Consider the following 21,390-nt stretch of genomic DNA (forward strand, 5'->3'; position numbering starts at 1 on the left):
AACCGCGCTTACAAGCCAGATGTGCTTGCGGGAGCGGCTTCGTTGTCGCGGCTCAACAGCCTGCGCAACTGGTCTTTTTCATCTGCGCTCAGGTCGGTTAGACGTGCTTTCTGCAGCAGATGTTCAAGGCGGCGTTCGCGCTGGCGGGTTACGAGCCTAGTTATAGTGTCGAAAAACTGTTGTTCAAGGTTGTCCGGCGCAATGAGCCACTCCTTCTCGGCCAGTGCGCGCAGCAGGCGACCCTGTTCGGTGCCATGCCAGCGGGCGATCAGGTGCAGGGCCCGCAAGCGCGGATTCTTCTGCAGGGCTTCGAGCAGCGCCACCAGTAACTGGGCATAGGTATCGTCCTCGGCGGCGAAGCTGCCGGCGTTCTCCACCTTCTGAGCCAATTCCGGGTGATGCAGCAGAGTGCGCAATGCGCTCAGGTTCGGGGGTTCGACGCCGCTCGCGGCACGCGAGGCACGTGGCGACGAACGGCGCTGCCCCATGGACGGTCGTTCGCTGCGCGGCTGCCCGTAGGGCGGCGGGGAATCCATCGGCGCAGCTTGCGTGGGTGCCGGAGGGGCGGGCTGCAGCTGCTGCAGGGCCTCGCCGCCGAGCCCGGTCAGGTCGGATAGGCGCTGGCGCATCAGGGTGCGCAGGTTGGCGCCGGGAATCTTTTCGATGAGCGGTGCAGCCAGGGTCGCCAGGTGTGCCTTGCCCTCCAGCGAGCGCGGGTCGGCCTCCTCGCTGAGCTGCTCGAAGAAGTAGTCGGCCAGCGAGCGCGCCTGCTGATGGATGCGCGCCTGGAAGGCCTCGGTGCCTTCGCGGCGTACCAGGCTGTCCGGGTCTTCGCCTTCGGGCAGGAACAGGAAGCGCGCGCGCCGTCCGTCCTGCAGGTTGGGCAGGGTGGCTTCCAGTGCGCGCCAGGCCGCCTTGCGGCCGGCGCTGTCACCGTCGAAACAGAACAGCACGCTGGGGACCAGGCGGAACAGGCGCTTGAGATGCTCCTCGCTGGTGGCGGTGCCCAGGGTGGCCACGGCGTTACGCAGGCCGAGCTGGGCCAGGGCGATGACGTCCATGTAGCCCTCGACCACCATGATCTCGTCGAGGTTGCGGTTGTGCTGGCGCGCCTCGAACAGGCCGTAGAGCTCCTGGCCCTTGTGGAACACCGGGGTTTCCGGCGAGTTGAGATACTTGGGCTTGTCGTCGCCCAGTACGCGGCCGCCGAAGGCGATCACCCGGCCGCGGCTGTCGCGGATCGGGAACATGATGCGGTCGCGGAAGCGATCGTAGCGCCGGCCGGTTTCGGTGTTTTCGATCAGCAGGCCGGCGTCGATCATCGCCTTCTGCTGCAGTGGGTCTTCGCCCAGGTGCTTGAGCAGGCCGTCCCAGCCAGGTGGGGCGAAGCCGAGCGCGAAGTCACGGGCGATGATCCCGGACACGCCGCGACCCTTGAGGTAGTCCACCGCCGCCTTGCGTGCCGGATGGCTCTTGAGTGCCTGGCGGTAATAGTCACTGGCGGCGGCGAGCAGCGGGTAGAGCGGCGAATCGACCGGCTGCCGGGAACGATTCCCGGGGCCGCGCTCCTCGCGGGGCACGTCCATGCCGATGCGCTTGGCCAGATCCTCGACTGCCTGGGGAAAATCCAGGTGGTCGTGGTCCATCACGAAGCCCAGGGCATTGCCGCCGGCGCCGCAGCCGAAGCAGTAGTAGAACTGCTTGTCGGGGCTGACCGTGAAGGAGGGGGTCTTTTCCTTGTGGAACGGGCAGCAGGCGCTGTAGTTCTTGCCGGTCTTCTTCAGTTGGACGCGCGAACCCACCACGTCGACGATATCGGTGCGGTTGAGCAGATCATCGATGAAGGACTGTGGGATCAGGCCGGCCATGGGGCGTCAGGATACGCTCGTGCAGACGGAAACGGAAAAGCCTCGTCCGCAGGACGAGGCTTGCGTGGCATCCAGATATGCCAACGCCCGGCGGAGCCGGGCGTTGTGATCAGCCAGCGCTGTAACTCAGTACAGGCGCTCGCGACGGCGCTGTTCGCGCTGAACCTTCTTGGCGTGACGCTTCACGGCGGCGGCAGCCTTGCGCTTACGCTCGGCGGTCGGCTTTTCGTAGAATTCGCGGCTGCGGACTTCGGCCAGAACACCAGCCTTTTCGCAGGAGCGCTTGAAGCGACGCAGGGCTACGTCGAAGGGTTCGTTCTCTTTAACTTTGACGGCGGGCATCCAGGTCGTACCTTTCAATTACCAGGTGTGGTGAACGCTCTCCTGCAAGCGGCACTGGAGGACGTCGGTTTTCAAGGGTTGCGGATGTTACCCCTTCGCCCTGCGGAATGCAAAGGGCCTTCATCGAAAAGCGCTGGTCGGGGCTGGGGGTGGGGATTATCATGCGCGCCTCCATTATTTGCCAGGCTGGAAGCGGTGTACCCCATGCGCGTGCTGGGACTGGAAACCTCCTGCGACGAAACCGGCGTCGCCCTCTATGACAGCGAGCAGGGCCTGCTGGCCGATGCGCTGTTCAGTCAGATCGACCTGCACCGCGTCTACGGCGGCGTGGTGCCCGAGCTGGCATCGCGCGACCACGTCAAGCGCATGCTGCCGCTGATCCGTCAGGTGCTCGACGAGGCCGGCTGTGCGGCGGAATCCATCGACGCCATCGCCTACACCGCGGGTCCGGGCCTGGTCGGCGCCCTGTTGGTGGGTGCCTCCTGCGCCCAGGCGCTGGCCTTCGCCTGGGGCATCCCGGCGGTCGGCGTACACCACATGGAAGGCCACCTGCTGGCGCCGATGCTGGAAGAGCAGCCGCCGCAGTTCCCGTTCGTCGCCTTGCTGGTCTCCGGCGGTCACACCCAGCTGGTGCGCGTCGATGGCATCGGCCGATACGAGCTGCTCGGCGAGTCCCTGGACGACGCCGCCGGCGAGGCCTTTGACAAGACCGCCAAGCTCATGGGGCTGCCCTACCCGGGCGGCCCGGAGATCGCCCGGCTGGCCGAGCGCGGCACGCCGGGACGCTTCGTGTTCCCCCGGCCGATGACCGATCGGCCGGGCCTGGAATTCAGCTTCAGCGGCCTGAAGACCTTCACCCTGAACACCTGGCAGCGCTGCCAGGCCGACGGCGGCGAGATCGAGCAGAGTCGCTGTGATGTGGCGTTGGCCTTCCAGACCGCCGTGGTCGAGACCCTGACCATCAAGTGCAAGCGCGCCCTCAAGCAGACTGGCCTGAAGAGCCTGGTGATCGCCGGCGGCGTCAGCGCCAACCAGGCGCTGCGTCGCTCGCTGGAAAAGATGCTCGGCGACATGAAGGGGCAGGTGTTCTATGCCCGCCCGCGCTTCTGCACCGACAACGGCGCCATGATCGCCTACGCCGGCTGTCAGCGGCTGCTGGCCGGCCAGCAGGACGGGCCGGGCATCGACGTGCGGGCGCGCTGGCCAATGGACACCCTGCCGGCGATCTAACCTGATCAGAAATGCCGTTCGCGGCCGGCCAGCAGATCGCGCAGGTTGGCGCGGTGGCGCCAGACGATCAGGAGCGTCAGCACACACGCAGGCAAGAGTGCCGCCGGCATTTGCCAGGCCAGCAGCGGCAGGGTCAAGGGCGTGGCGATCAATGCCGCCAGCGAGCTGATGCGCGTCAGTATGAACACCAGCAGCCAGGTGGCGATCGCCAGCAGGGCGGCGGGCAGGTACAGGCCGATGAAGAGGCCGGCTGCGGTGGCCACGCCCTTGCCGCCGCGGAAGCGGAAGAACACCGGGAACAGGTGCCCAAGCACGGCGGCCACGCCGACCCAGGCCTGCTGCTGGATACTGAGCCCGGCGAGTTGGGCAAGCACCACCGGCAGCCAGCCCTTGAGCAGGTCGCCGAGCAGGGTGAGGATGGCCAGGCGCCGACCGGCGACCCGCAACATGTTGCTGGCCCCGGGATTTCCGGAACCCTGTGCACGCGGGTCCGGGCCGCCGCTCAGCTGGCTGAGCAGGATGGCGAAGGACAGCGAGCCCAACAGGTAGGCCAGGATTGCCAGCAACCAGAACATGAGAGCCGATCCGGGGCGAGGGAGTCCCGATTCTAGCGGGGTCGCACGCCCCTTGTCGTGCCGCGGAGAGCGCAGTTGGACAATGTGTTTATCGAGGGTCTGGAAGTGGACACCGTCATCGGCGTCTACGACTGGGAACGGGAGATCCGCCAGTGCCTGCGTCTGGACCTGGTCTGCGCCTGGGACAATCGCCGCCCCGCTGCGGGCGACGATCTGAATCTGGCGCTGGATTACGCCGCGCTGGCCGAGCGCATCCAGGCCTTCGCCGCCCAGGCGCGCTACCAGCTGGTGGAAACGTTCGCCGAGCAGTTGGCTGCCGTGCTGATGGCCGATTTCCAGATTCCCTGGCTGCGCCTGAAGATCACCAAGCCGGGCGCCGTGCCGGCAGCTGCCGGGGTGGGTGTGGAGATCGAACGCGGATGTCGCTGAACCAGGTGCTGCTCGGCCTGGGCAGTAACACGGACCGGGAAATCCATCTGCGCGCCGGTCTGGAGGCGCTGGATGAGGTGCTCGACGACCTGCGCTGCTCGCCGGTGTTCGAGAGCCTGCCGGTGGGCATCCGCAGCGGGCCGTTCCTGAACATGGTGGTCAGCGGCATCAGCCGCCTGCCATTGACGGAGCTGGACCGCCGGCTGAAGTTCATCGAAGCCGACAACGGCCGCTATGCTCCGGAGCGCAAGGGCCTGACCCTGGATATCGACGTGCTGTTGTTCGACGACTGCATCGGCGACTTCCATGGCCTGATCCTGCCGCGCGCCGAAATCCTGCGTAACGCCTTCGTGCTCTGGCCGCTGGCGCTCCTGGCGCCCGAACGCCGCCACCCGGTGGCCGGCCAGACCTTCGCCGAGCTGTGGGCGCAGGCGCGCATCGACCAACAGCTGTGGCCGGTGCCCTTCCAGTGGCGTGGCCGCGAGCTGACGCCGGCGGCGCTGGTCGAACGGTATCCGCGTCCAGCCTGATCAGCTCGGTAGGGGGGCAGCGCTTTTCCTGGCCGCCGAGCGGTGGCCAAGGCAGAGCCTTGACCACCCTACACGTGCCCGGTTTTCCGGTAGCCTTGCAGCGCCTCCAGGCGCTGACGCGCCAGGGCCTGCCCCAGGGCGGCGCCCTGGTAGCCCTGTTCCAGTAGCGGCTGGATGGCCTGGCCCCGCACGCAGTCGGCGGCGCCGCGCAGGTAGGCGGACTGCCTAAACTCATGCTCCTGTCCGGCACCGCGCGCCGCCATTTCGCAGGCGGCCAGGAACTGTTCGAAGCGTTGCGGACGGCGGTACACGTCGAAGCCCTGCAGCAAGGCCAGCAACGCCTCGGCGGACAGTTCCAGCGCGTCCTGCCATGCACCGCGATGCTGACGGGCCAGCAACGCCAGCTCGGCGCATTCACGCGGTGCCTTGCAGCGGCTGTTGATGGCGGCAATCTGTTCCGCGCCGGTATCCAGCAGCAGGCAGGCCCAGCGCACCGCCAGCGGCTGCTCGCGCTCGGCGCAGGCGCGCAGCGTTTTCAATAGCGCTTCAGCCCGGTCGCTACCGAAGAGCGCATCCACTTCCGGCAATAGCTCAGCCAGCGCACCGCAGTCGTGCAGCACCTGCACGAAGACGTCCGGACGCGACTCCATCAGCGCCCGGGATATTTCTTTCCAGCTGCGTTCCGGGGTCAGGTCGCGCAGCTCGCCGGATTCGCTGAGCTGGCGCATCAGCGCCAGGGTTTCCGGGGCCACCGTGAAGCCGAGCGGCGCGTAACGGGCGGCAAAGCGCGCCACCCGCAGCACTCGCAAGGGATCCTCGGCGAAGGCCGGCGCCACATGGCGCAGCACTCGCGCCTGCAGATCGCCCAGCCCGCCATAGGGGTCGATGACCTGGCCGTGTTCGTCCTCGGCCATGGCGTTGATGGTCAGGTCGCGGCGCAGCAGGTCCTGTTCGAGGGTGACCTCGGGGCTGGCGTGGAAGGTGAAGCCACCGTAGCCGCGCCCACTCTTGCGCTCGGTGCGCGCCAGCGCATACTCCTCACCGGTATGCGGGTGCAGGAACACCGGAAAGTCCGCGCCCACCGGGCGGTAGCCCAGCGCGGCCATTTCCTCGGCGCTGGCGCCGACCACCACCCAGTCGATTTCACTGACCGGCCGGCCCAGCAGGCGGTCGCGCACCGCGCCGCCGACTTTGTAGATTTGCATCGCTCACCTCCGTGGCCGCGCAGGATAACAGGCGCGGCCGGCAGAGGTTCAGCGCGCTACCGGCAGCTTTTGCACCAGAGCGTCCACGGCCCGGTCGATCTGCTGCTGGCGCTGGCGCTCCGGACTCAGCTCGGTGCGTGCGGCGCCCTCCCAGAGCAGCTGTTCGTTGCGATCGGTCACACGCAGGTGCAACAGGCCGCGCACGTCCTCGAAGCGATGGATCACCTGATACGGGCCGAGCGGGCTGGGTGGTGGCACATCGACCGGGTAGGTCAGCGGCTGGCTGGCGCTGGTCAATCGATACTGGATGAGCAGCGGCGCATCGCTGCCGCCCTGTCGATAGCCATGGCGGGCGAGGCTGCGCTGCAGCGACTCGGCGAGCAGTGTGGCTTCGGCGCCGGGCATGTCGGCATAGGGTGCGATGAGCTGGTACTCGCGTCGGGCACCGAAGTCGCTGGCGTCGTGGAGGATTTGTACCTGGGCGGGATCGGGCGTGCTGCAGGCGTACAGGCCGATGCCGAGCAGGAGGACGGCGGTATGGCGCATGGGAGCCTCCTCGGGAGGGCTCCGGCCGGAGCCCGGTCAGATCGGCGGCAGGGCAAGGTCCAGATGCGGGTACTCCTCGCCGGTCCCCTGCGGGGGCATGTGCTGGGATTGGATGACCTTGTCGCCGCGCACCGTCTCTAGATGGACATCGAAACCCCACAAACGATGCAGATGCTTCAGCACTTCCTGGGTGGAATCGCCGAGCGGCTTGCGTTCATGCTGGATGTGACGCAGCGTCAGCGAGCGGTCGCCCCGTCGGTCCACGTCCCACACCTGCACGTTCGGTTCGCGGTTGCCCAGGTTGTACTGCGCGGCCAGCTGTTCACGAATCGCCCGGTAGCCCGCCTCATCGTGGATGGCCGGCACCAGCAACTCGTCCTGCTGATCGTCGTCCAGCACGCTGAACAGACGCAGATCGCGGATCACCTTGGGTGAGAGGAATTGCTGGATGAAGCTTTCATCCTTGAAATTGGCCATGGCGAACTTGACCGTTTCCAGCCAGTTGCCGCCGGCGATGTCCGGGAACCAGCGGCGATCCTCGTCGGTGGGGTGCTCGCAGATGCGCCTCAGGTCGCTGTAGATGGCGAAGCCCAGCGTGTAGGGATTGATGCCGCTGTAGTAGGGGCTGTCGAAGGCGGGCTGATAGATGACATTGGTGTGGCTCTGCAGGAACTCCATCATGAAGCCGTCGGTGACCAGCCCCTCGTCGTACAGCGCGTTCATCAGCGTGTAGTGCCAGAAGGTGGCCCAGCCCTCGTTCATCACCTGGGTCTGGCGCTGCGGGTAGAAGTACTGGGCGATCTTGCGCACGATGCGCACCACTTCGCGCTGCCAGGGCTCCAGCAGCGGCGCGTGCTTTTCGACGAAGTAGAGGATGTTTTCCTGCGGTTCGACCGGGAAGCGCTGGTTGGCGTCGCGCTGCGATCCCTTGTCGGCGGCGCGTGGAATGGTGCGCCACAGGTCGTTGATCTGCTTCTGCAGGTGTTCCTCGCGGCTCTTCTGGCGCAGCCGCTCCTCCTCGGCGGAGATCGGGTAGGGGCGCTTGTAGCGGTCCACGCCGTAGTTCATCAGCGCATGGCAGGAGTCCAGCAGATCCTCCACCGCCTTGATGCCGTGGCGCTCCTCGCACTCGCTGATGTACTGCCGGGCGAATACCAGGTAGTCGATGATCGAGCTGGCGTCGGTCCAGCTGCGGAACAGGTAGTTGCCCTTGAAGAAACTGTTGTGGCCGTAGCAGGCGTGGGCGATCACCAGGGCCTGCATGCACATGGTGTTCTCTTCCATGAGGTAGGCGATGCACGGGTCGGAGTTGATGACGATCTCGTAGGCCAGGCCCATCTGCCCGCGCGTGTAGCCCTTCTCGGTGGCCAGGAAATGCTTGCCGTAGGACCAGTGGTGGTAGCCGATGGGCATGCCCACCGAGGCGTAGGCGTCCATCATCTGCTCGGCGGTGATCACCTCGATCTGGTTGGCGTAAGTGTCCAGGCCGAAGCCGGCGGCGAGCCGGCCGATTTCCTTGTCGTAGGCCTGGATCAGCTCGAAGGTCCATTCCGAGCCGGTGGAAAGCGGTTGGCGCTTCTTGCTGCCCATCAGGCCATCCTCCGCTGGAAGAGATCGCGGAACACCGGATAGATGTCGGCGGCCGAGATCAGCTGCTGCTGGGCGAAGCTGTCCGGGTACACCTCATGCACCGTTTCGTACTCGTACCAGAGCGCCTGGTGTTCGCGGGGGGTGATCTCCACATAGGTGAAGTACTGGACGAAGGGCATGATCTTCTCTTCCAGCAGCTCGCGGCACAGCGGCGAGTCATCGTTCCAGTTGTCGCCGTCGGAGGCCTGGGCGCCATAGATGTTCCATTCGTGCACCGGGTAGCGGGCGGCCATGATCTCCTGCATCAGTTTCAGGGCGCTGGACACGATGGTGCCGCCGGTTTCCCGGGAGTAGAAGAACTCCTCCTCGTCGACCTCCTTGGCGCTGGTGTGGTGGCGGATGAACACCACCTCGATCTTGTCGTAGCTGCGCTTGAGGAACAGGTACAGCAGGATGAAGAAGCGCTTGGCGATGTCCTTGGTGGCCTGGGTCATCGACCCGGAGACGTCCATCAGGCAGAACATCACCGCCTTGGAGGTCGGGTTGGGCTGCTTGATCAGCAGGTTGTACTTGAGGTCGAAGGTATCCAGGAACGGAATGCGGTCGATGCGCGCCCGCAGTTTTTCGATCAGCGCCTCGGTGGCCTGGATGTCGCTGAAGTTATCCGGCTCCTCGCGGCGCAGGCGCTCCAGTTCCGCGCGCGCGGCGCGCAGCTTGAGGCGGCTGCTGCCGGACAGCGCGATGCGCCGCGCATGGGCCGAGCGCAGGGTACGCACGATGTTGATGCGCGATGGGTTGCCTTCGTTGCTGATGCCGGCACGCACGGTCTTGAAACTGTCGGCGCCGGTGATGTGGCGCTTGACCAGGTTGGGCAGTTCCAGGTCCTCGAACATGAAATCGAGGAATTCCTCCTGAGTGATCTGGAACACGAAGTCGTCCATGCCTTCGCCGCTGTTGCCGGCCTGGCCCCGGCCGCCGCCGCCCCCGCCGCCCTCCTGCGGACGGGGGATGCGCTCGCCGGCGACGAACTCCTTGTTACCCGGGTGCACGCTGGTCTGCCGGCCGCCGCGGCCGTGGTGCAGGATGGGTTCGTCGATGTCGCGGCCGGGGATGGTGATCTGCTCGCCGTGCTCCATGTCGGTAATGGAACGCCGGCCGACGGCTTCCTCGACGGCTTTCTTGATATGGCCACGGTAACGGCTCAGGAACCGCTGGCGGTTCACCGTGCTCTTGTTCTTGCCGTTCAGGCGGCGGTCGATGACGTAGCTCATATACGCGCTCCGGGCTAGCGGGAAGCTGCAGGCCGGAAGCTGGCAGTGCGCTGCGGTGCGCACAGGCGTCCAGCTTCAGGCGTCAGCTGCGTTACTGCGATTTACGTACCCGCAGATACCATTCGGACAGCAGGCGCACCTGTTTCTCGGTATAGCCACGCTCGACCATGCGCACCACGAAGTCGTTGTGCTTCTTCTGGTCTTCCTTGCTGGCCTTGGCGTTGAAGCTGATGACCGGCAGGAGGTCCTCGGTGTTGGAGAACATCTTCTTCTCGATCACTACGCGCAGCTTCTCGTAGCTCAGCCAGCTGGGGTTCTTGCCGTTGTTGCTGGCGCGCGCGCGTAGCACGAAGTTGACGATCTCGTTGCGGAAGTCCTTCGGGTTGCTGATGCCGGCGGGCTTCTCGATCTTCTCCAGTTCCTCGTTGAGGGCCATGCGGTTGAGGATCTCGCCGGTTTCCGGGTCGCGGTACTCCTGGTCCTGGATCCAGAAGTCGGCGTACAGCACGTAGCGGTCGAAGATGTTCTGCCCGTACTCGCTGTAGGACTCCAGGTAGGCGGTCTGGATTTCCTTGCCGATGAACTCGATGTAGCGCGGCGCCAGGTATTCCTTGAGGAAACGCAGGTAGCGCTCGCGCACCTCCGGCGGGAACTGTTCCTGTTCGATCTGCTGTTCCAGCACGTAGAGCAGATGCACCGGGTTGGCGGCGATCTCGTGCGGGTCGAAGTTGAACACCTTGGAGAGGATCTTGAAGGCGAAGCGGGTGGACAGGCCGGTCATGCCCTCGTCGACGCCGGCGGCGTCGCGGTATTCCTGGATCGACTTGGCCTTGGGATCGGTGTCCTTGAGGTTCTCGCCGTCGTACACGCGCATCTTCGAATAGATGTTGGAGTTCTCCGGCTCCTTGAGGCGCGACAGCACCGAGAACTGAGCGAGCATCTTCAGGGTGTCCGGGGCGCAGTGGGCGCGCGACAGCGTGCTGCTGGCCAGCAGCTTGTCGTAGATCTTGATCTCGTCGGTGACGCGCAGGCAGTAGGGCACCTTGACGATGTAGATACGGTCGATGAACGCCTCGTTGTTCTTGTTGTTGCGGAAGTTGTGCCATTCCGACTCGTTGGAGTGGGCGAGGATGATGCCGTTGAACGGAATCGCCCCGAGTCCCTCGGTGCTGTTGTAGTTGCCTTCCTGGGTGGCGGTGAGCAGCGGGTGCAGCACCTTGATGGGGGCCTTGAACATCTCGACGAACTCCATCAGCCCCTGGTTGGCCCGGCACAGGGCGCCGGAGTAGCTGTAGGCGTCGGCGTCGTTCTGCGGGAAGTCCTCCAGCTTGCGGATGTCCACCTTGCCGACCAGCGAGGAGATGTCCTGGTTGTTCTCGTCGCCCGGCTCGGTCTTGGCGATGGCGATCTGGTTGAGGATCGAGGGGTGCAGCTTGACCACCCGGAACTGGCTGATGTCGCCGCCGAATTCCTGCAGCCGCTTGGTGGCCCACGGCGACATAATGTTGCTCAGCAGACGGCGCGGGATGTTGTATTCCTCTTCGAGGATGGCGCCATCCTCGCTGGCGTTGAACAGGCTCAGCGGCGATTCGAACACTGGCGAGCCCTTGATGGCATAGAAGGGCACCTTTTCCATCAGTTGCTTGAGCTTCTCGGCCAGTGAGGACTTGCCGCCGCCCACCGGACCCAGCAGGTAGAGAATCTGCTTTTTCTCTTCCAAACCCTGGGCAGCATGGCGGAAGAACGAGACGATCTGCTCGATGCTTTCTTCCATCCCGTGAAAGTCGGCGAAGGCCGGATAGCGGCGGATGACCTTGTTGGAGAAGATGCGCGACAGGCGCGGGTCGCTGGCGGTATCGACCAGTTCGGGCTCGCCGATCGCCAGCAGCAGGCGCTCGGCAGCACTGGCGTAGGCGCTGGGGTCGCGCTTGCAGAGGTCCAGATACTCCTGCAGGGAATATTCTTCCTCGCGAGTCGTTTCGAATCGCTGCTGGAAGTGGCTGAAAATGCTCATGACGTCACCTCGCTCGATTGATAGAGCCGGCGCGGCTCGTTCTTGCGGGTGCTGGCTGCCTGCCGAGGACTCGGTCAGGTCAAATCCCCCAGAACCTAAGGTCGCTTACGCCGGGAGCCGGTGGACCGGCTCTTCCATTTTTCGATGGTCTGGGAGCAAGGATAGTTCGTAATCGTGGCGGTCAATGGCGGGCCGTCCGAAGCGGTCGGCGGGTGGCCGCCCGGGAGGGCGGCCGGAAGGGGGCAGGGCTCAGTCGTTGCCGCGGCTCACCGCCTGCGGATAGAGGCTGCGCCAGTGCTCGAAGCCACCGTCCAGGCTGTACACCTGGCTGAAGCCTTGGTGGGCCAGGTAGTTCGCGGCGCTCTGGCTGGAGATACCGTGGTAACAGTTGACGATCAGCGGCTGGTCGAAGTCTGCCTGGGCGATGAAGTCGTGCAGCGAGTGGTTGTCCAGGTGGCGGGCGCCAGGGATGTGCCCGTTGGCGAAACTCTGTGCATCGCGGATGTCGACCAGTTGCGCGCCCTGCTCCAGCAGTTCACGGGCCTGCTCGGGGGCGATGCGCTGGAAGGTGTCGGTCATGGACGGCTCCTGAAGAGGCGGGACAGGTGGTTGAGGCCGGTCGCGAGCAGGGAGGTGCCCTCGCCCTGTTCCGGCTGGGGTGGCGAGGCAGAAGGCTCGTCGTGGCTTTCCCGCTTCGACTTCTGGCAATCGCAGTGGTGCAGTTCGCCGCTGTCGACGTTGAGCAGGGTCATGGCGCCGCCCCATACGCAGCCGGTATCCAGCGCATACAGGCCGGGCTCATCGCAGCGCCCCTCGAGTGCCGCCCAGTGGCCGAAGATCAGCTTCTGCCCGCGGGCCTTGCGCTTGGGGTGGCTGAACCAGGGGGCGAAGCCCGCCGGTGCGCTGGACAAGCCTTCCTTGCTCTTCAGGTCCAGCGTGCCGTCTGCGGTGCAGAAGCGCATGCGCGTGAAGTAGTTGGTGATGACCCGCAGGCGCTCGATGCCGTGCAGATTCTTGCTCCACCTAGCGGGCTCGTTGCCGTACATGCCGTCGAGGAATTCCCGGATGCGGTTGTCGTCCCGCAGGACTTCTTCCACTTCGGCGGCGCGCAGCAGGGCCTTCTTCAGCGTCCACTGCGGGGGAATGCCGGCATGCACCAGCGCTATGTCGCGCTCGGCGTCGTAGTGCAGCAGCTTCTGCCGGCGCAGCCAGTCGAGCAGGTCATCGCGATCGGGCGCCTCGAGGATTTCGCGCAGCGAGTCGTGCTTCTTCAGACGCTCGATGTTGTAGGCGGCAGCCAGCAGGTGCAGATCATGATTGCCCAGCACCGTAGTGATCGAGTCGCGCATGGCGTAGAGAAAGCGCAGGGTGCCCAGCGAGTCCGGGCCGCGGTTGACCAGGTCGCCAACCAGCCACAGGTGATCCCTTGCGGGCTGGAAATCCACCCGTTCGAGCAGGCACTTGAGGGGCTCCAGGCAGCCCTGGATGTCGCCCACGGCGTACAGGGCCATCAGTGCAACGCTCCGGGAACAGCGAGACGGAAGGGCGGGATCGGCGCTTCGAAACGGGAACCGTCGTCGGCGAGCATCTGATAGCTGCCATACATGCTGCCCACCTCGGTGTGCAGCAGGGTGCCACTGGTATAGGTGTAGCTCTCGCCGGGTTGCAGATGCGGTTGCTGGCCGACCACACCCTCGCCGCGCACTTCCTGAACCTGCCCGTCGCCGTCGGTGATGATCCAGTGGCGGCCCAGCAACTGGGCGCCGATCTGACCGCTGTTGTGCAGCGTGATGGTGTAGGCGAAGGCATAGCGCTGCGACTCCGGTTGCGAGCGATCGGAGAGGTAGCGGGTGACGACCTGGATGTCGATGCGAGGGCTTTCGGTCATGCGCGTGGGATATCTGCCTGTGGTCGGGACTAGGAAGTTTCGTCGCGGGGCGCCTGCAGGGCCAGGCGGTCGGCCAGGCGCACGAAGGCGGCCAGATCCAGTTGTTCCGGGCGCAGCGAACCCTCCACGCCAGCCGCCTCGATGTCCTCGGCGCTGAGCAACCCCTTGAGGGTATTGCGCAGGGTCTTGCGGCGCATGTTGAAGGCCGCGCGCACCACGCGGTCGAGCTGGCGCGGATCCTGCGCCGGGTGCGGCAGGGTTTCGTGGGGCACCAGGCGAACGATGGCCGAATCCACCTTGGGCGCCGGATTGAACGCGCCCGGGCCGACATTGAACAGATGCTCCACGCGGCAGTGGTACTGCACCATGATCGACAGGCGGCCCCAGTCACCGCCACCCGGCTCGGCAGCCAGGCGCTCGACCACTTCCTTCTGCAGCATGAAATGCATGTCGCGGATCAGATGGGCGTGATCCAGCAGGTGGAAGATCAGCGGAGTGGAGATGTTGTACGGCAGGTTGCCGACCACACGCAGGCTGTGCGGGCCATCGGCGAGGGTGGCGAAGTCGAACTTCAGCGCATCGCCCTGGTTGATGTGGAAATTCGGCCGGCCAGCGAAGCGGCTGTTGAGGATCGGGATCAGGTCCAGGTCGAGCTCCACCACTTCCAGGTTGGCGCCGCTGTCCAACAGGCCCTCGGTCAGCGCGCCCTGGCCGGGGCCGATTTCCACCAGCCGCTCGCCGGCACGCGGGCGGATGGCGCGCAGGATGCGGTCGATCACCCCCATGTCATGCAGGAAGTTCTGGCCGAAGCGCTTGCGGGCGCGGTGTTGGTAGTCGGACATGACAGGGTTCCGGAAGCTGACTGCGCAAAGCGAAAGGGGCGCAGTTTAACAGGTGAGATCGGCTGACGGAAAAGCGGCGCCAGAGCGCCGCTGCGTTTTCAGCATGGCCGGCTGTCCGCCATCAGGTAGGCGGTGTGCAATGCCACGCGCAGGCTGCCGGTATCGATGCGTCCGCTGCCGGCCAGGTCCAGGGCGGTACCGTGATCCACCGAGGTGCGAATGATCGGTAATCCCAGAGTGACATTCACCGCTGCGCCGAAGCCCTTGTACTTGAGCACCGGCAGGCCCTGGTCGTGATACATGGCCAGCACCGCGTCGCAGTGCTCCAGATGCTTGGGCGTGAACAGGGTGTCGGCCGGCAGCGGACCCACGAGATCCATGCCTTCCTGGCGCAGCTGCTCCAGGGTCGGCTCGATGACCTCGATCTCCTCGCGGCCCAGGTGCCCGCCCTCGCCCGCGTGCGGATTGAGGCCGCAGACCAGGATGCGTGGCCGGGCGATGCCGAACTTGTCGCGCAGGTCCGCATGCAGGATGCGCGTGACGCGCGTCAGGCGCTCGGGGGTGATGGCCGCCGCCACGTCCTTGAGCGGCAGGTGGGTGGTCACCAGGGCGACGCGCAGACCTTCGGTGGCGAGCATCATCACCACCTGTTCGGTGTGGGTCAGCTCGGCGAGAAACTCGGTGTGCCCGGAGAAGGGTACGCCGCCTTCGTTGATCACGCCCTTGTGCACCGGCGCGGTGATCATGCCGGCGAAGGTCCCGGCCACGCAGCCTTCACCGGCGCGGCGCAGGGTTTCCAGCACATAGCCGGCGTTGGCCGGGTCGAGGCGGCCGGGCTGCGCCGGGGATTGCAACGGCGTGTGCCAGACATACAGGCTGCCGGCCGGGGCCGGTTCCTGCGGCCAGCGCCCCGGGCCGACGTCGAGCAGGGTGATCTCCAGGCCCAGCTCGCCGGCCCGCTGGCGCAGCAGCTCACGACTGGCGATGGACACGAGGGCATGGGGCTGCGCCTCGCGGGACAGCAGCAGGCAGAGGTCGGGACCGATGCCGGCGGGCTCGCCGGGGGTGAGGGCAAAGAGGCGGCAGGACATGATGGATACCCGTAAGGCCAGCGGATGCCGGCCGGCTTGGATTGACGTCAGGGCTCAGTGGAGGGCGCTGACCGACGGAGCCAGGCTGTTGCAGAATCCCCTCTCCCTGATCGGGGGAGAGGGGCCGGGGGAGAGGTGAAACGGCCTGGCAGCTAGATCTTGATCTCGACATACGCCTCGTCGCGGATCTGCCGCAACCAGGTCTGCAGTTCCTCGTCATACTTGCGGCCACGCAAGGCGTTGAGCGCCTGCTGCTCGCGGAACTGGTCGCTGCTGTCCACCGAGCGGCGGTCCAGCACTTCGAGGATGTGCCAGCCGAACGGGCTGCGGAACGGTCGCGACAGACGGCCCACCGGGGTGTTGCCCATGACGCTGCGGAATTCCGGCACCAGCGCATTCGGGTCGACCCAGTTGAGGTCCCCGCCATTGAGGGCCGAGCCCGGGTCTTCGGAGAACTGGCGTGCCAGGGTGGCGAAATCCTCGCCATTCTGGATGCGCTGGTAGAGACGCTCCGCCAGGCGCTGGCTGTCTTCCAGGCTGCGGATTTCGCTGGGCTTGATCAGGATGTGGCGCACACGGGTTTCCTGGCGCAGCATCTGCTCGCCTTCGCCGCCGCGGCGCTCCAGCAGCTTGATGAGAATGAAGCCGCCCGGCGTACGCAGTGGCTGGGTCACTTCGCCGACTTTCAGGGAGGAGACCATGGCGTCCAGCGGCGGGGGCAGCTGGGCAGCTTTGCGCCAACCCATCTCGCCGCCTTCCAAGGCGTTCTCGTCGGCCGAGCGGGCAATGGCCAGCTGGGCAAAGTCGGCGCCACGGCGCAGTTGGGCATGGATCTCGCGCGCCTGGCGCTCGGCGTTCTGGATGGCGCTGCTGGAGGCGCCTTCAGGCAGCGGGATCAGGATACTGGCCAGGCGCAGGTCTTCGGACAGTTGCAGCTTGCCCAGATCGGAGGCGAGGAAGTTCTTCACTTCCTGGTCGCTGACCTGAATACGCTCGGCGACGCGGCGCTGGCGTACGCGGCTGATGATCATCTCGCGGCGCACCTGCTCGCGAGCGTCCTCATAGGACAACCCGTCGCGCGCCAGTGCAGCACGGAACTGGTCCAGGCTCAGGCCGTTGCGCTGGGCGATGCTGGCCATGGCCTCGTTGAGCTCGGCATCGCCGATGCGAATGCCGGAGCGCTCGCCGATCTGCAGCTGGATGTTCTCGATGATCAGGCGTTCCAACACCTGCTGGGTGAGCACATGCTCGGGCGGCAGGGCCGCGCCGCGCCGGCCGATGGTCTGCTGCACTTCGCGCAGGCGGGCCTCAAGCTGACTCTGCATGATGACATCACCGTCCACGATGGCGGCCACACGATCCAGCGGACGTACCTCGGCGCCGGCGGCGGCGGTGAACAGCAGGGCACCCAGCAGCAGCGGGCGCAGACAGTCAGCGAGCTTGTTCTTCACGTCTTCGGTAACCTTGAATGCCTTGATCGAGGAAGGACTCTAACCTGTTGCCGGTCACGCCGCCGAGCCCCTTGAGAATGATCTGCACGAAGAAACCGTGATCGGTTTCCTCGTTCAGCGCCGGATTGAGGCTGGTTTCGTCGCGGTCGATCCACTGGCGGTAGACCATGCGCAGTTTCCAGCAGCAGCTGTCGTATTCGAAGCCGCTGATGGCATCCAGCGTGCGTTCGCGCCCGTAGTCGTACTGCCAGCGGGCCAGCAGGCTCCATTGCGGGACGATCGGCCAGACCACCGAGAAATCATGCTGGCTGACCTTGTAGTAGTCCTTGATGTAATTGTCCTGTCCTGGGGTGCCGTAGTCCGGGTCGGTCACATAGCGCCCGGTCAGGGGATCGAGACGCGTGGTCTCGTTGCTGTAGCGATAACCCAGGTTAAAGATCTTGTTGGGGTTATCGGCGGGCTGGTAATGGAAGAATGCGCTGCCCGAGCGCGTGCGGTGCACGTCCGGATCCCAGTTGAAGTTGGCCGTCAGTCGCCAGTCCTGATTGAAGCGGTACTGGTACTCAAGGGCGTAGGGCGATACCGACGCCTGTGCGTCGTCGCGGGTGCGGTAGTCGATATCCGGCATCTGCACTTCGCGATCCTGGAAGTACAGAATCTGCCCTATGGAGAAGCGCTGGCGCTCGAAACCGTTGGGCTGGATCCAGCGGTTGGTCAGGCCAAGGGACAACTGGTTGGCGTCGCCGATGCGGTCCTTGCCGGCAAAGCGGTTGTCGCGCCACAGCGAGGAGTAGCTGAACGTTGTCTCGCCCGTATCGAAGATCGGAATCTCATCCTGCTCCTCGTAGGGGGCGTAGAGGTAGAACAGGCGCGGTTCGAGCGTCTGGCGAAAATCCTGGCCGAACAGACGGGTGTCGCGGTCGAAGAACAGACCGGCGTCCAGGCTGGCGATAGGCAGGCCGCGGTCTGGGGAGTCGTTGAAAGCCGTTCCGGCGGGCAGTGTGTCGAAGCCGCGCTGATCGAGGTCCAGGTCGTACTGTGTATGGGCGTATTTGACGGTTGGTTTGAGGAAGCCCCAGGTCCACTCCAGCGGCAGACTGAGGCTTGGCTCAAGATGGATTCGGGAGCCTTCGGCGCGCTTCAGTCCAGTCAGGTTATTGTCGTACCAGGGCGATGTGCTGCCGTCTTCCGCCGTGAAATTCCCGCTGCGCAGGCTGCGCTGGAACTGCACATATTCCGTTTCATAGTTGAGCGCCAATCCGCCCGGGTTGAACGGCAGACGGCCGTTCAGGGTGAGTTGCGGAAGACGATCGTATGGGGTGACGTCCTCTACCGAGGTGCGCTCAAAGGCGTGGACGTTCAGAGCTGCGGTGTAGCTGTCACCTCGCCAGTTCAATCCGGCGCGCTGGTTAAGGTAGTCCGGCGTGCTGATTCCCAGATTGGTATCCAGATCCTGAAAATAGTAGGGATCGCTGATGGTGGTGTAATCCACCTCTCCACGCAGGCGCGGTGTGAAGTCGCTGGTGTGTTGCCAGCTGTACAGCCAGCGGGTGGCTTCGTACTCCGACTGCAGGCGGCGGTCGTCGTTTTCGTCATCCAGCCAGGCGGCGCCCATCTGGCCGCGACTGTCGCGGGTCAGGTAGCGGAACTCGCCTTCCATCTGCAGGCCGCGCTCGGTCATGTAGCGCGGATACAGGGTGGCGTCGTAGTTCGGCGCCAGGTTGAAGTAGTAGGGCGTCTGCAGCGCGATGCCGCTATCGTCCGTGCTGCTGAGGCTCGGCGGCAGGAAGCCGGACTGGCGCCGGTCATCAATCGGGAAATAGATGTAGGGCGTGTAGAAGACCGGGATGTCCTTGACCCGCAACGTGACGTTCGTGGCGGTGCCGAAGCCGGTGGCCGGGTTGAGGGTGACGTTGTTGCCCCTGAGCTCCCAGGTGTTCTCGCCCGGTTCGCAGCTGGTGTAGGTGCCGTCCTTCAGGCGGATTACCGCGTTTTCGTCGCGGGTGGCATAGAGCGCGGTGCCCCGTGCGTGGGCGGGATGCATGACGTACTCGGCGTTGTCCACCCGGGCCTGGCCTGAGTCGAGCTGCAGCTCGGCCCGATCGCCCAGCACCAGCATGCCCCGGTCGCGCAGGCGCACCTGGCCCTCCAGTTCGCCCTGGCCGGTCTGTTGGTCGAGGGTGGCGGTCTGTGCCTCGGCCTGCAGGCCGGCCTGGCGCAGCACCACATCGCCCTGCAGGACGGTGCGTTCGTTGCGCTGATCGTAGCTGGAGCTGTCCGCCGAGGCGTAGGTCGGGGCTTCGTCGGCGGGGGTGCGGTCATCCATGCCCGGGCGCGCCGGCTCCACATAGCCGCCCCGGCACCAGGGGCCGATTTCGGCCTGCTGTTCGGCCGTCAGCTGGTCACGTGGCACCCAGTCCAGATGCTGGTGCGGGTTGAACGACGGGCGTGAGGAGGGCGCGCGTTGCGGCGCTGGCGCAGCTGCCGACGCGCCATCGGAACTGCTATGCTCCGGCCGCGGCGGAAGGTCGGCCGGAGCAGGCTCGGCGGCACAGACCCAGGTGCCATCTTCGGCGCTTCGGCAATCGAATTGTTCCTCCGCCCCGAAGCTGTTCGTCAGCGGTTGCAGCGCCAGCAGACCGCCGGCCAGCAAGGGAAATTTCCTGCGAAATGCGAAGATTCTTACGGCCATCTTTCGGGTCCGACTGCTTTGCGCGATGGGCCTGCGAAGAGCTGTCGCATGCTTCTCGATGGGCTGATAAAAGGCGTTGGATGATAAAACATGACCTGCACAACGGCCAGCGCCGTCGGAGACTCCCGAATGATTGATCACGATGTCCGCCTCCAGCGGCTGAGTGCCTGGTTCGACCGGCTTTTGCCTGCACTGTTCGCGTCGCAGGGCTGGGGAGACGTGATTCCGGGTGAGCTGACCCCGGCCAGTAGCGACGCCAGTTTCCGCCGCTATTTCCGCTGGCAGGGTGGTGAGCGCACCTTGATCCTCATGGATGCGCCGCCGCCGCAGGAAGATTGCCGCCCCTTCGTGAAGATAGCCGGCCTGTTGGCCACTGCCGGTGTGCATGTGCCGCGCGTGCTGGCCAGCGATCTCGAAGAGGGCTTCCTGGTGCTCGATGACCTGGGCCGCCAGACTTACCTGGAGGTGATCGACACTCAGAACGCGGATCGCCTGTTCGACGACGCTGTCCGCGCGCTGCTGGCCTTCCAGCAGCTGCCGCAGGATGCCGGTCTGCCCGCCTATGACGAAGCCCTGCTGCGCCGCGAGCTGCAGCTGTTCCCCGACTGGTACCTGGCCTGCGAGCTGCAGGTGAGCCTGAGTGTTGCACAGCAGGCGGCCTGGGAGCGCAGCTGCCGCGTGCTGATCGACAGTGCCCTGGCGCAACCGCGCGTGCTGGTGCACCGCGATTACATGCCGCGCAACCTGATGCTCAGCGAGCCGAATCCCGGCGTGCTGGACTTCCAGGACGCCGTCTACGGCCCGGTCAGCTACGACATCACCTGCCTGTTCAAGGACGCCTTCCTCAGTTGGCCGCTGGACCGCGTGGATGCCTGGCTGGAGCGCTACTGGCTGCGGGCGCGTGCGGCCGGCATCGCGGTGCCGGAACGGTTTGCGGATTTCCTGCGCGACTGCGACCTGATGGGCGTGCAGCGTCACCTCAAGGTGATCGGCATCTTCGCGCGCATCTGCCATCGCGATGGCAAGCCCAGGTACCTGGGCGACGTGCCGCGCTTCTTCGCCTATATCGATGCCGTGACGGCGCGGCGCCCGGAGCTTGCTGAACTGCGCGAGCTGCTGGAAGAGCTGTCGGGGCGACCGGCTGGGTGTTCTGCATGAAGGCGATGATCCTGGCCGCCGGCAAGGGCGAACGCCTGCGCCCGCTGACCCTGCATACCCCCAAGCCGCTGGTGCGCGTCGGTGGCAAGCCGCTGATCGAGTACCACATCGAGGCGCTGGCCCACGCCGGTTTCCGCGAGCTGGTGATCAACCATGCCTGGCTTGGCGCACAGATCGAAGAGTATCTGGGTGATGGCGCGCGCTTTGGCGTGCGTATCGCCTACTCCGCCGAAGGCGAGCCGCTGGAAACCGGCGGCGGCATCCGCAAGGCCTTGCCGCTGCTCGGCGACCAGCCTTTCGTGGTGGTCAACGGCGACATCTTCACCGACTACGATTTCGCCCGGCTGCGCGACATTGAGGTCGCTTCAGTCCATCTGGTTCTGGTCGATAACCCTGAGCATCATGCCGATGGGGATTTCGCCTGGCGCGCGGGTCGGCTGGTGGCGGACCGGGAGGATGTGGCGCGACTGACCTACAGTGGTATCGCGGTGCTGCATCCCCGGCTGTTCGCGGGCAGTCCGGAAGGAGCTTTCAAACTGGCTCCGCTGCTGCGCCGCGCGCAGGCTGAGGGAGCGGCCAGTGCGGAACATTTCACCGGGCGCTGGATCGACGTCGGCACCCATGAGCGTCTGGCGCAGGCGGAGCGCCTGCTGGCGGGAGAGTCTTGA

20 protein-coding genes are annotated in these 21,390 nt (G+C 65.5%); 5 read left to right on the plus strand and 15 right to left on the minus strand.

Annotation, left to right across the window (positions count from 1 at the left end):
* Positions 1–8: 8 nt before the first annotated feature.
* Positions 9–1,868 carry a DNA primase gene (gene dnaG / locus SF06_RS15810; protein WP_039562562.1) on the minus strand — a complete coding sequence of 620 codons (1,860 nt, stop codon included), beginning with the start codon at positions 1,866–1,868 and terminating at the stop codon, positions 9–11.
* A 126-nt stretch (positions 1,869–1,994) separates the two neighbouring features.
* Entirely contained in the window at positions 1,995–2,210 is a 216-nt protein-coding gene (gene rpsU / locus SF06_RS15815; RefSeq protein ID WP_003085057.1) for a 30S ribosomal protein S21, read from the minus strand.
* A 204-nt stretch (positions 2,211–2,414) separates the two neighbouring features.
* On the opposite strand from rpsU, the gene tsaD reads away from it, so the two are divergent.
* Positions 2,415–3,440, plus strand: a complete 1,026-nt coding sequence (tsaD, locus tag SF06_RS15820) for a tRNA (adenosine(37)-N6)-threonylcarbamoyltransferase complex transferase subunit TsaD (RefSeq protein ID WP_039562609.1) — start codon at positions 2,415–2,417, stop codon at positions 3,438–3,440.
* A gap of 5 nt (positions 3,441–3,445) precedes the next feature.
* Here tsaD and plsY read toward each other — a convergent pair whose 3' ends face one another.
* Positions 3,446–4,015 (minus strand): glycerol-3-phosphate 1-O-acyltransferase PlsY, encoded by a 570-nt coding sequence (plsY, locus tag SF06_RS15825; RefSeq protein WP_039562610.1) that lies wholly within the window; start codon positions 4,013–4,015, stop codon positions 3,446–3,448.
* A 75-nt stretch (positions 4,016–4,090) separates the two neighbouring features.
* On the opposite strand from plsY, the gene folB reads away from it, so the two are divergent.
* On the plus strand, positions 4,091–4,444 hold the full coding sequence (folB, locus tag SF06_RS15830; RefSeq protein ID WP_027590626.1) for a dihydroneopterin aldolase: 354 nt from the start codon (positions 4,091–4,093) through the stop codon (positions 4,442–4,444).
* On the plus strand, positions 4,435–4,974 hold the full coding sequence (folK, locus tag SF06_RS15835) for a 2-amino-4-hydroxy-6-hydroxymethyldihydropteridine diphosphokinase (RefSeq protein WP_039562612.1): 540 nt from the start codon (positions 4,435–4,437) through the stop codon (positions 4,972–4,974). The genes folB and folK overlap by 10 nt, the downstream gene beginning before the upstream one ends.
* Positions 4,975–5,042: 68 nt before the next feature.
* Here folK and SF06_RS15840 read toward each other — a convergent pair whose 3' ends face one another.
* From SF06_RS15840 to SF06_RS15895, 12 genes are all read right to left on the minus strand, one after another.
* Positions 5,043–6,179, minus strand: a complete 1,137-nt coding sequence (locus SF06_RS15840; protein WP_039562613.1) for a multifunctional CCA addition/repair protein — start codon at positions 6,177–6,179, stop codon at positions 5,043–5,045.
* Positions 6,180–6,227: 48 nt separating this feature from the next.
* Positions 6,228–6,725, minus strand: coding sequence for a DUF4136 domain-containing protein (locus SF06_RS15845; protein ID WP_039562614.1), 498 nt, complete (start codon positions 6,723–6,725; stop codon positions 6,228–6,230).
* A 36-nt stretch (positions 6,726–6,761) separates the two neighbouring features.
* Entirely contained in the window at positions 6,762–8,315 is a 1,554-nt protein-coding gene (locus SF06_RS15850; protein WP_039562615.1) for a SpoVR family protein, read from the minus strand.
* The gene (locus SF06_RS15855) at positions 8,315–9,586 is read right to left on the minus strand and encodes a YeaH/YhbH family protein (protein WP_039562617.1); all 1,272 of its coding nucleotides are present in this window, start codon (positions 9,584–9,586) and stop codon (positions 8,315–8,317) included. Before SF06_RS15855 ends, SF06_RS15850 begins: the two co-directional genes overlap by 1 nt.
* 91 nt (positions 9,587–9,677) lie before the next feature.
* Complete coding sequence (locus tag SF06_RS15860) at positions 9,678–11,600, minus strand: PrkA family serine protein kinase (RefSeq protein WP_039562618.1); 1,923 nt, start codon at positions 11,598–11,600, stop codon at positions 9,678–9,680.
* Positions 11,601–11,849: 249 nt separating this feature from the next.
* A complete protein-coding gene (gene glpE, locus SF06_RS15865) occupies positions 11,850–12,179 on the minus strand; it encodes a thiosulfate sulfurtransferase GlpE (RefSeq protein WP_039562619.1) in 330 nt (109 codons plus the stop codon).
* Positions 12,176–13,111, minus strand: coding sequence for a symmetrical bis(5'-nucleosyl)-tetraphosphatase (locus SF06_RS15870; protein ID WP_081993456.1), 936 nt, complete (start codon positions 13,109–13,111; stop codon positions 12,176–12,178). Before SF06_RS15870 ends, glpE begins: the two co-directional genes overlap by 4 nt.
* Positions 13,111–13,488, minus strand: a complete 378-nt coding sequence (gene apaG, locus SF06_RS15875; protein WP_039562620.1) for a Co2+/Mg2+ efflux facilitator ApaG/CorD — start codon at positions 13,486–13,488, stop codon at positions 13,111–13,113. The genes SF06_RS15870 and apaG overlap by 1 nt, the downstream gene beginning before the upstream one ends.
* A gap of 29 nt (positions 13,489–13,517) precedes the next feature.
* Entirely contained in the window at positions 13,518–14,330 is an 813-nt protein-coding gene (gene rsmA / locus SF06_RS15880) for a 16S rRNA (adenine(1518)-N(6)/adenine(1519)-N(6))-dimethyltransferase RsmA (protein WP_027590634.1), read from the minus strand.
* 98 nt (positions 14,331–14,428) lie between these two features.
* A complete protein-coding gene (gene pdxA / locus SF06_RS15885) occupies positions 14,429–15,421 on the minus strand; it encodes a 4-hydroxythreonine-4-phosphate dehydrogenase PdxA (protein ID WP_039562622.1) in 993 nt (330 codons plus the stop codon).
* A gap of 152 nt (positions 15,422–15,573) precedes the next feature.
* Entirely contained in the window at positions 15,574–16,872 is a 1,299-nt protein-coding gene (locus SF06_RS15890; RefSeq protein WP_027590636.1) for a peptidylprolyl isomerase, read from the minus strand.
* Positions 16,853–19,564, minus strand: coding sequence for an LPS-assembly protein LptD (locus SF06_RS15895; RefSeq protein WP_039562625.1), 2,712 nt, complete (start codon positions 19,562–19,564; stop codon positions 16,853–16,855). Before SF06_RS15895 ends, SF06_RS15890 begins: the two co-directional genes overlap by 20 nt.
* A 129-nt stretch (positions 19,565–19,693) precedes the next feature.
* Here SF06_RS15895 and SF06_RS15900 point away from each other — a divergent pair, with 129 nt between their 5' ends.
* Complete coding sequence (locus SF06_RS15900) at positions 19,694–20,722, plus strand: aminoglycoside phosphotransferase family protein (protein ID WP_039562626.1); 1,029 nt, start codon at positions 19,694–19,696, stop codon at positions 20,720–20,722.
* Positions 20,719–21,390 carry an N-acetylmuramate alpha-1-phosphate uridylyltransferase MurU gene (gene murU, locus SF06_RS15905; protein WP_039562628.1) on the plus strand — a complete coding sequence of 224 codons (672 nt, stop codon included), beginning with the start codon at positions 20,719–20,721 and terminating at the stop codon, positions 21,388–21,390. Before SF06_RS15900 ends, murU begins: the two co-directional genes overlap by 4 nt.

The organism is Pseudomonas flexibilis (assembly GCF_000802425.1).
Taxonomy (GTDB): Bacteria; Pseudomonadota; Gammaproteobacteria; order Pseudomonadales; family Pseudomonadaceae; genus Serpens; species Serpens flexibilis.

What these genes read in the sequence shown, in the direction of transcription:
- SF06_RS15850 (WP_039562615.1), bottom strand. Translation starts at nt 8,315, where the DNA reads ATGGGCAGCAAGAAGCGCCAACCGCTTTCCACCGGCTCGGAATGGACC.
- SF06_RS15855 (WP_039562617.1), bottom strand. Translation starts at nt 9,586, where the DNA reads ATGAGCTACGTCATCGACCGCCGCCTGAACGGCAAGAACAAGAGCACG.
- SF06_RS15870 (WP_081993456.1), bottom strand. Translation starts at nt 13,111, where the DNA reads ATGGCCCTGTACGCCGTGGGCGACATCCAGGGCTGCCTGGAGCCCCTC.
- plsY (WP_039562610.1), bottom strand. Translation starts at nt 4,015, where the DNA reads ATGTTCTGGTTGCTGGCAATCCTGGCCTACCTGTTGGGCTCGCTGTCC.
- SF06_RS15845 (WP_039562614.1), bottom strand. Translation starts at nt 6,725, where the DNA reads ATGCGCCATACCGCCGTCCTCCTGCTCGGCATCGGCCTGTACGCCTGC.
- SF06_RS15900 (WP_039562626.1), top strand. Translation starts at nt 19,694, where the DNA reads ATGATTGATCACGATGTCCGCCTCCAGCGGCTGAGTGCCTGGTTCGAC.
- SF06_RS15840 (WP_039562613.1), bottom strand. Translation starts at nt 6,179, where the DNA reads ATGCAAATCTACAAAGTCGGCGGCGCGGTGCGCGACCGCCTGCTGGGC.
- dnaG (WP_039562562.1), bottom strand. Translation starts at nt 1,868, where the DNA reads ATGGCCGGCCTGATCCCACAGTCCTTCATCGATGATCTGCTCAACCGC.
- glpE (WP_039562619.1), bottom strand. Translation starts at nt 12,179, where the DNA reads ATGACCGACACCTTCCAGCGCATCGCCCCCGAGCAGGCCCGTGAACTG.
- SF06_RS15860 (WP_039562618.1), bottom strand. Translation starts at nt 11,600, where the DNA reads ATGAGCATTTTCAGCCACTTCCAGCAGCGATTCGAAACGACTCGCGAG.
- tsaD (WP_039562609.1), top strand. Translation starts at nt 2,415, where the DNA reads ATGCGCGTGCTGGGACTGGAAACCTCCTGCGACGAAACCGGCGTCGCC.
- rpsU (WP_003085057.1), bottom strand. Translation starts at nt 2,210, where the DNA reads ATGCCCGCCGTCAAAGTTAAAGAGAACGAACCCTTCGACGTAGCCCTG.
- rsmA (WP_027590634.1), bottom strand. Translation starts at nt 14,330, where the DNA reads ATGTCCGACTACCAACACCGCGCCCGCAAGCGCTTCGGCCAGAACTTC.
- SF06_RS15895 (WP_039562625.1), bottom strand. Translation starts at nt 19,564, where the DNA reads ATGGCCGTAAGAATCTTCGCATTTCGCAGGAAATTTCCCTTGCTGGCC.
- murU (WP_039562628.1), top strand. Translation starts at nt 20,719, where the DNA reads ATGAAGGCGATGATCCTGGCCGCCGGCAAGGGCGAACGCCTGCGCCCG.
- folK (WP_039562612.1), top strand. Translation starts at nt 4,435, where the DNA reads ATGTCGCTGAACCAGGTGCTGCTCGGCCTGGGCAGTAACACGGACCGG.
- apaG (WP_039562620.1), bottom strand. Translation starts at nt 13,488, where the DNA reads ATGACCGAAAGCCCTCGCATCGACATCCAGGTCGTCACCCGCTACCTC.
- pdxA (WP_039562622.1), bottom strand. Translation starts at nt 15,421, where the DNA reads ATGTCCTGCCGCCTCTTTGCCCTCACCCCCGGCGAGCCCGCCGGCATC.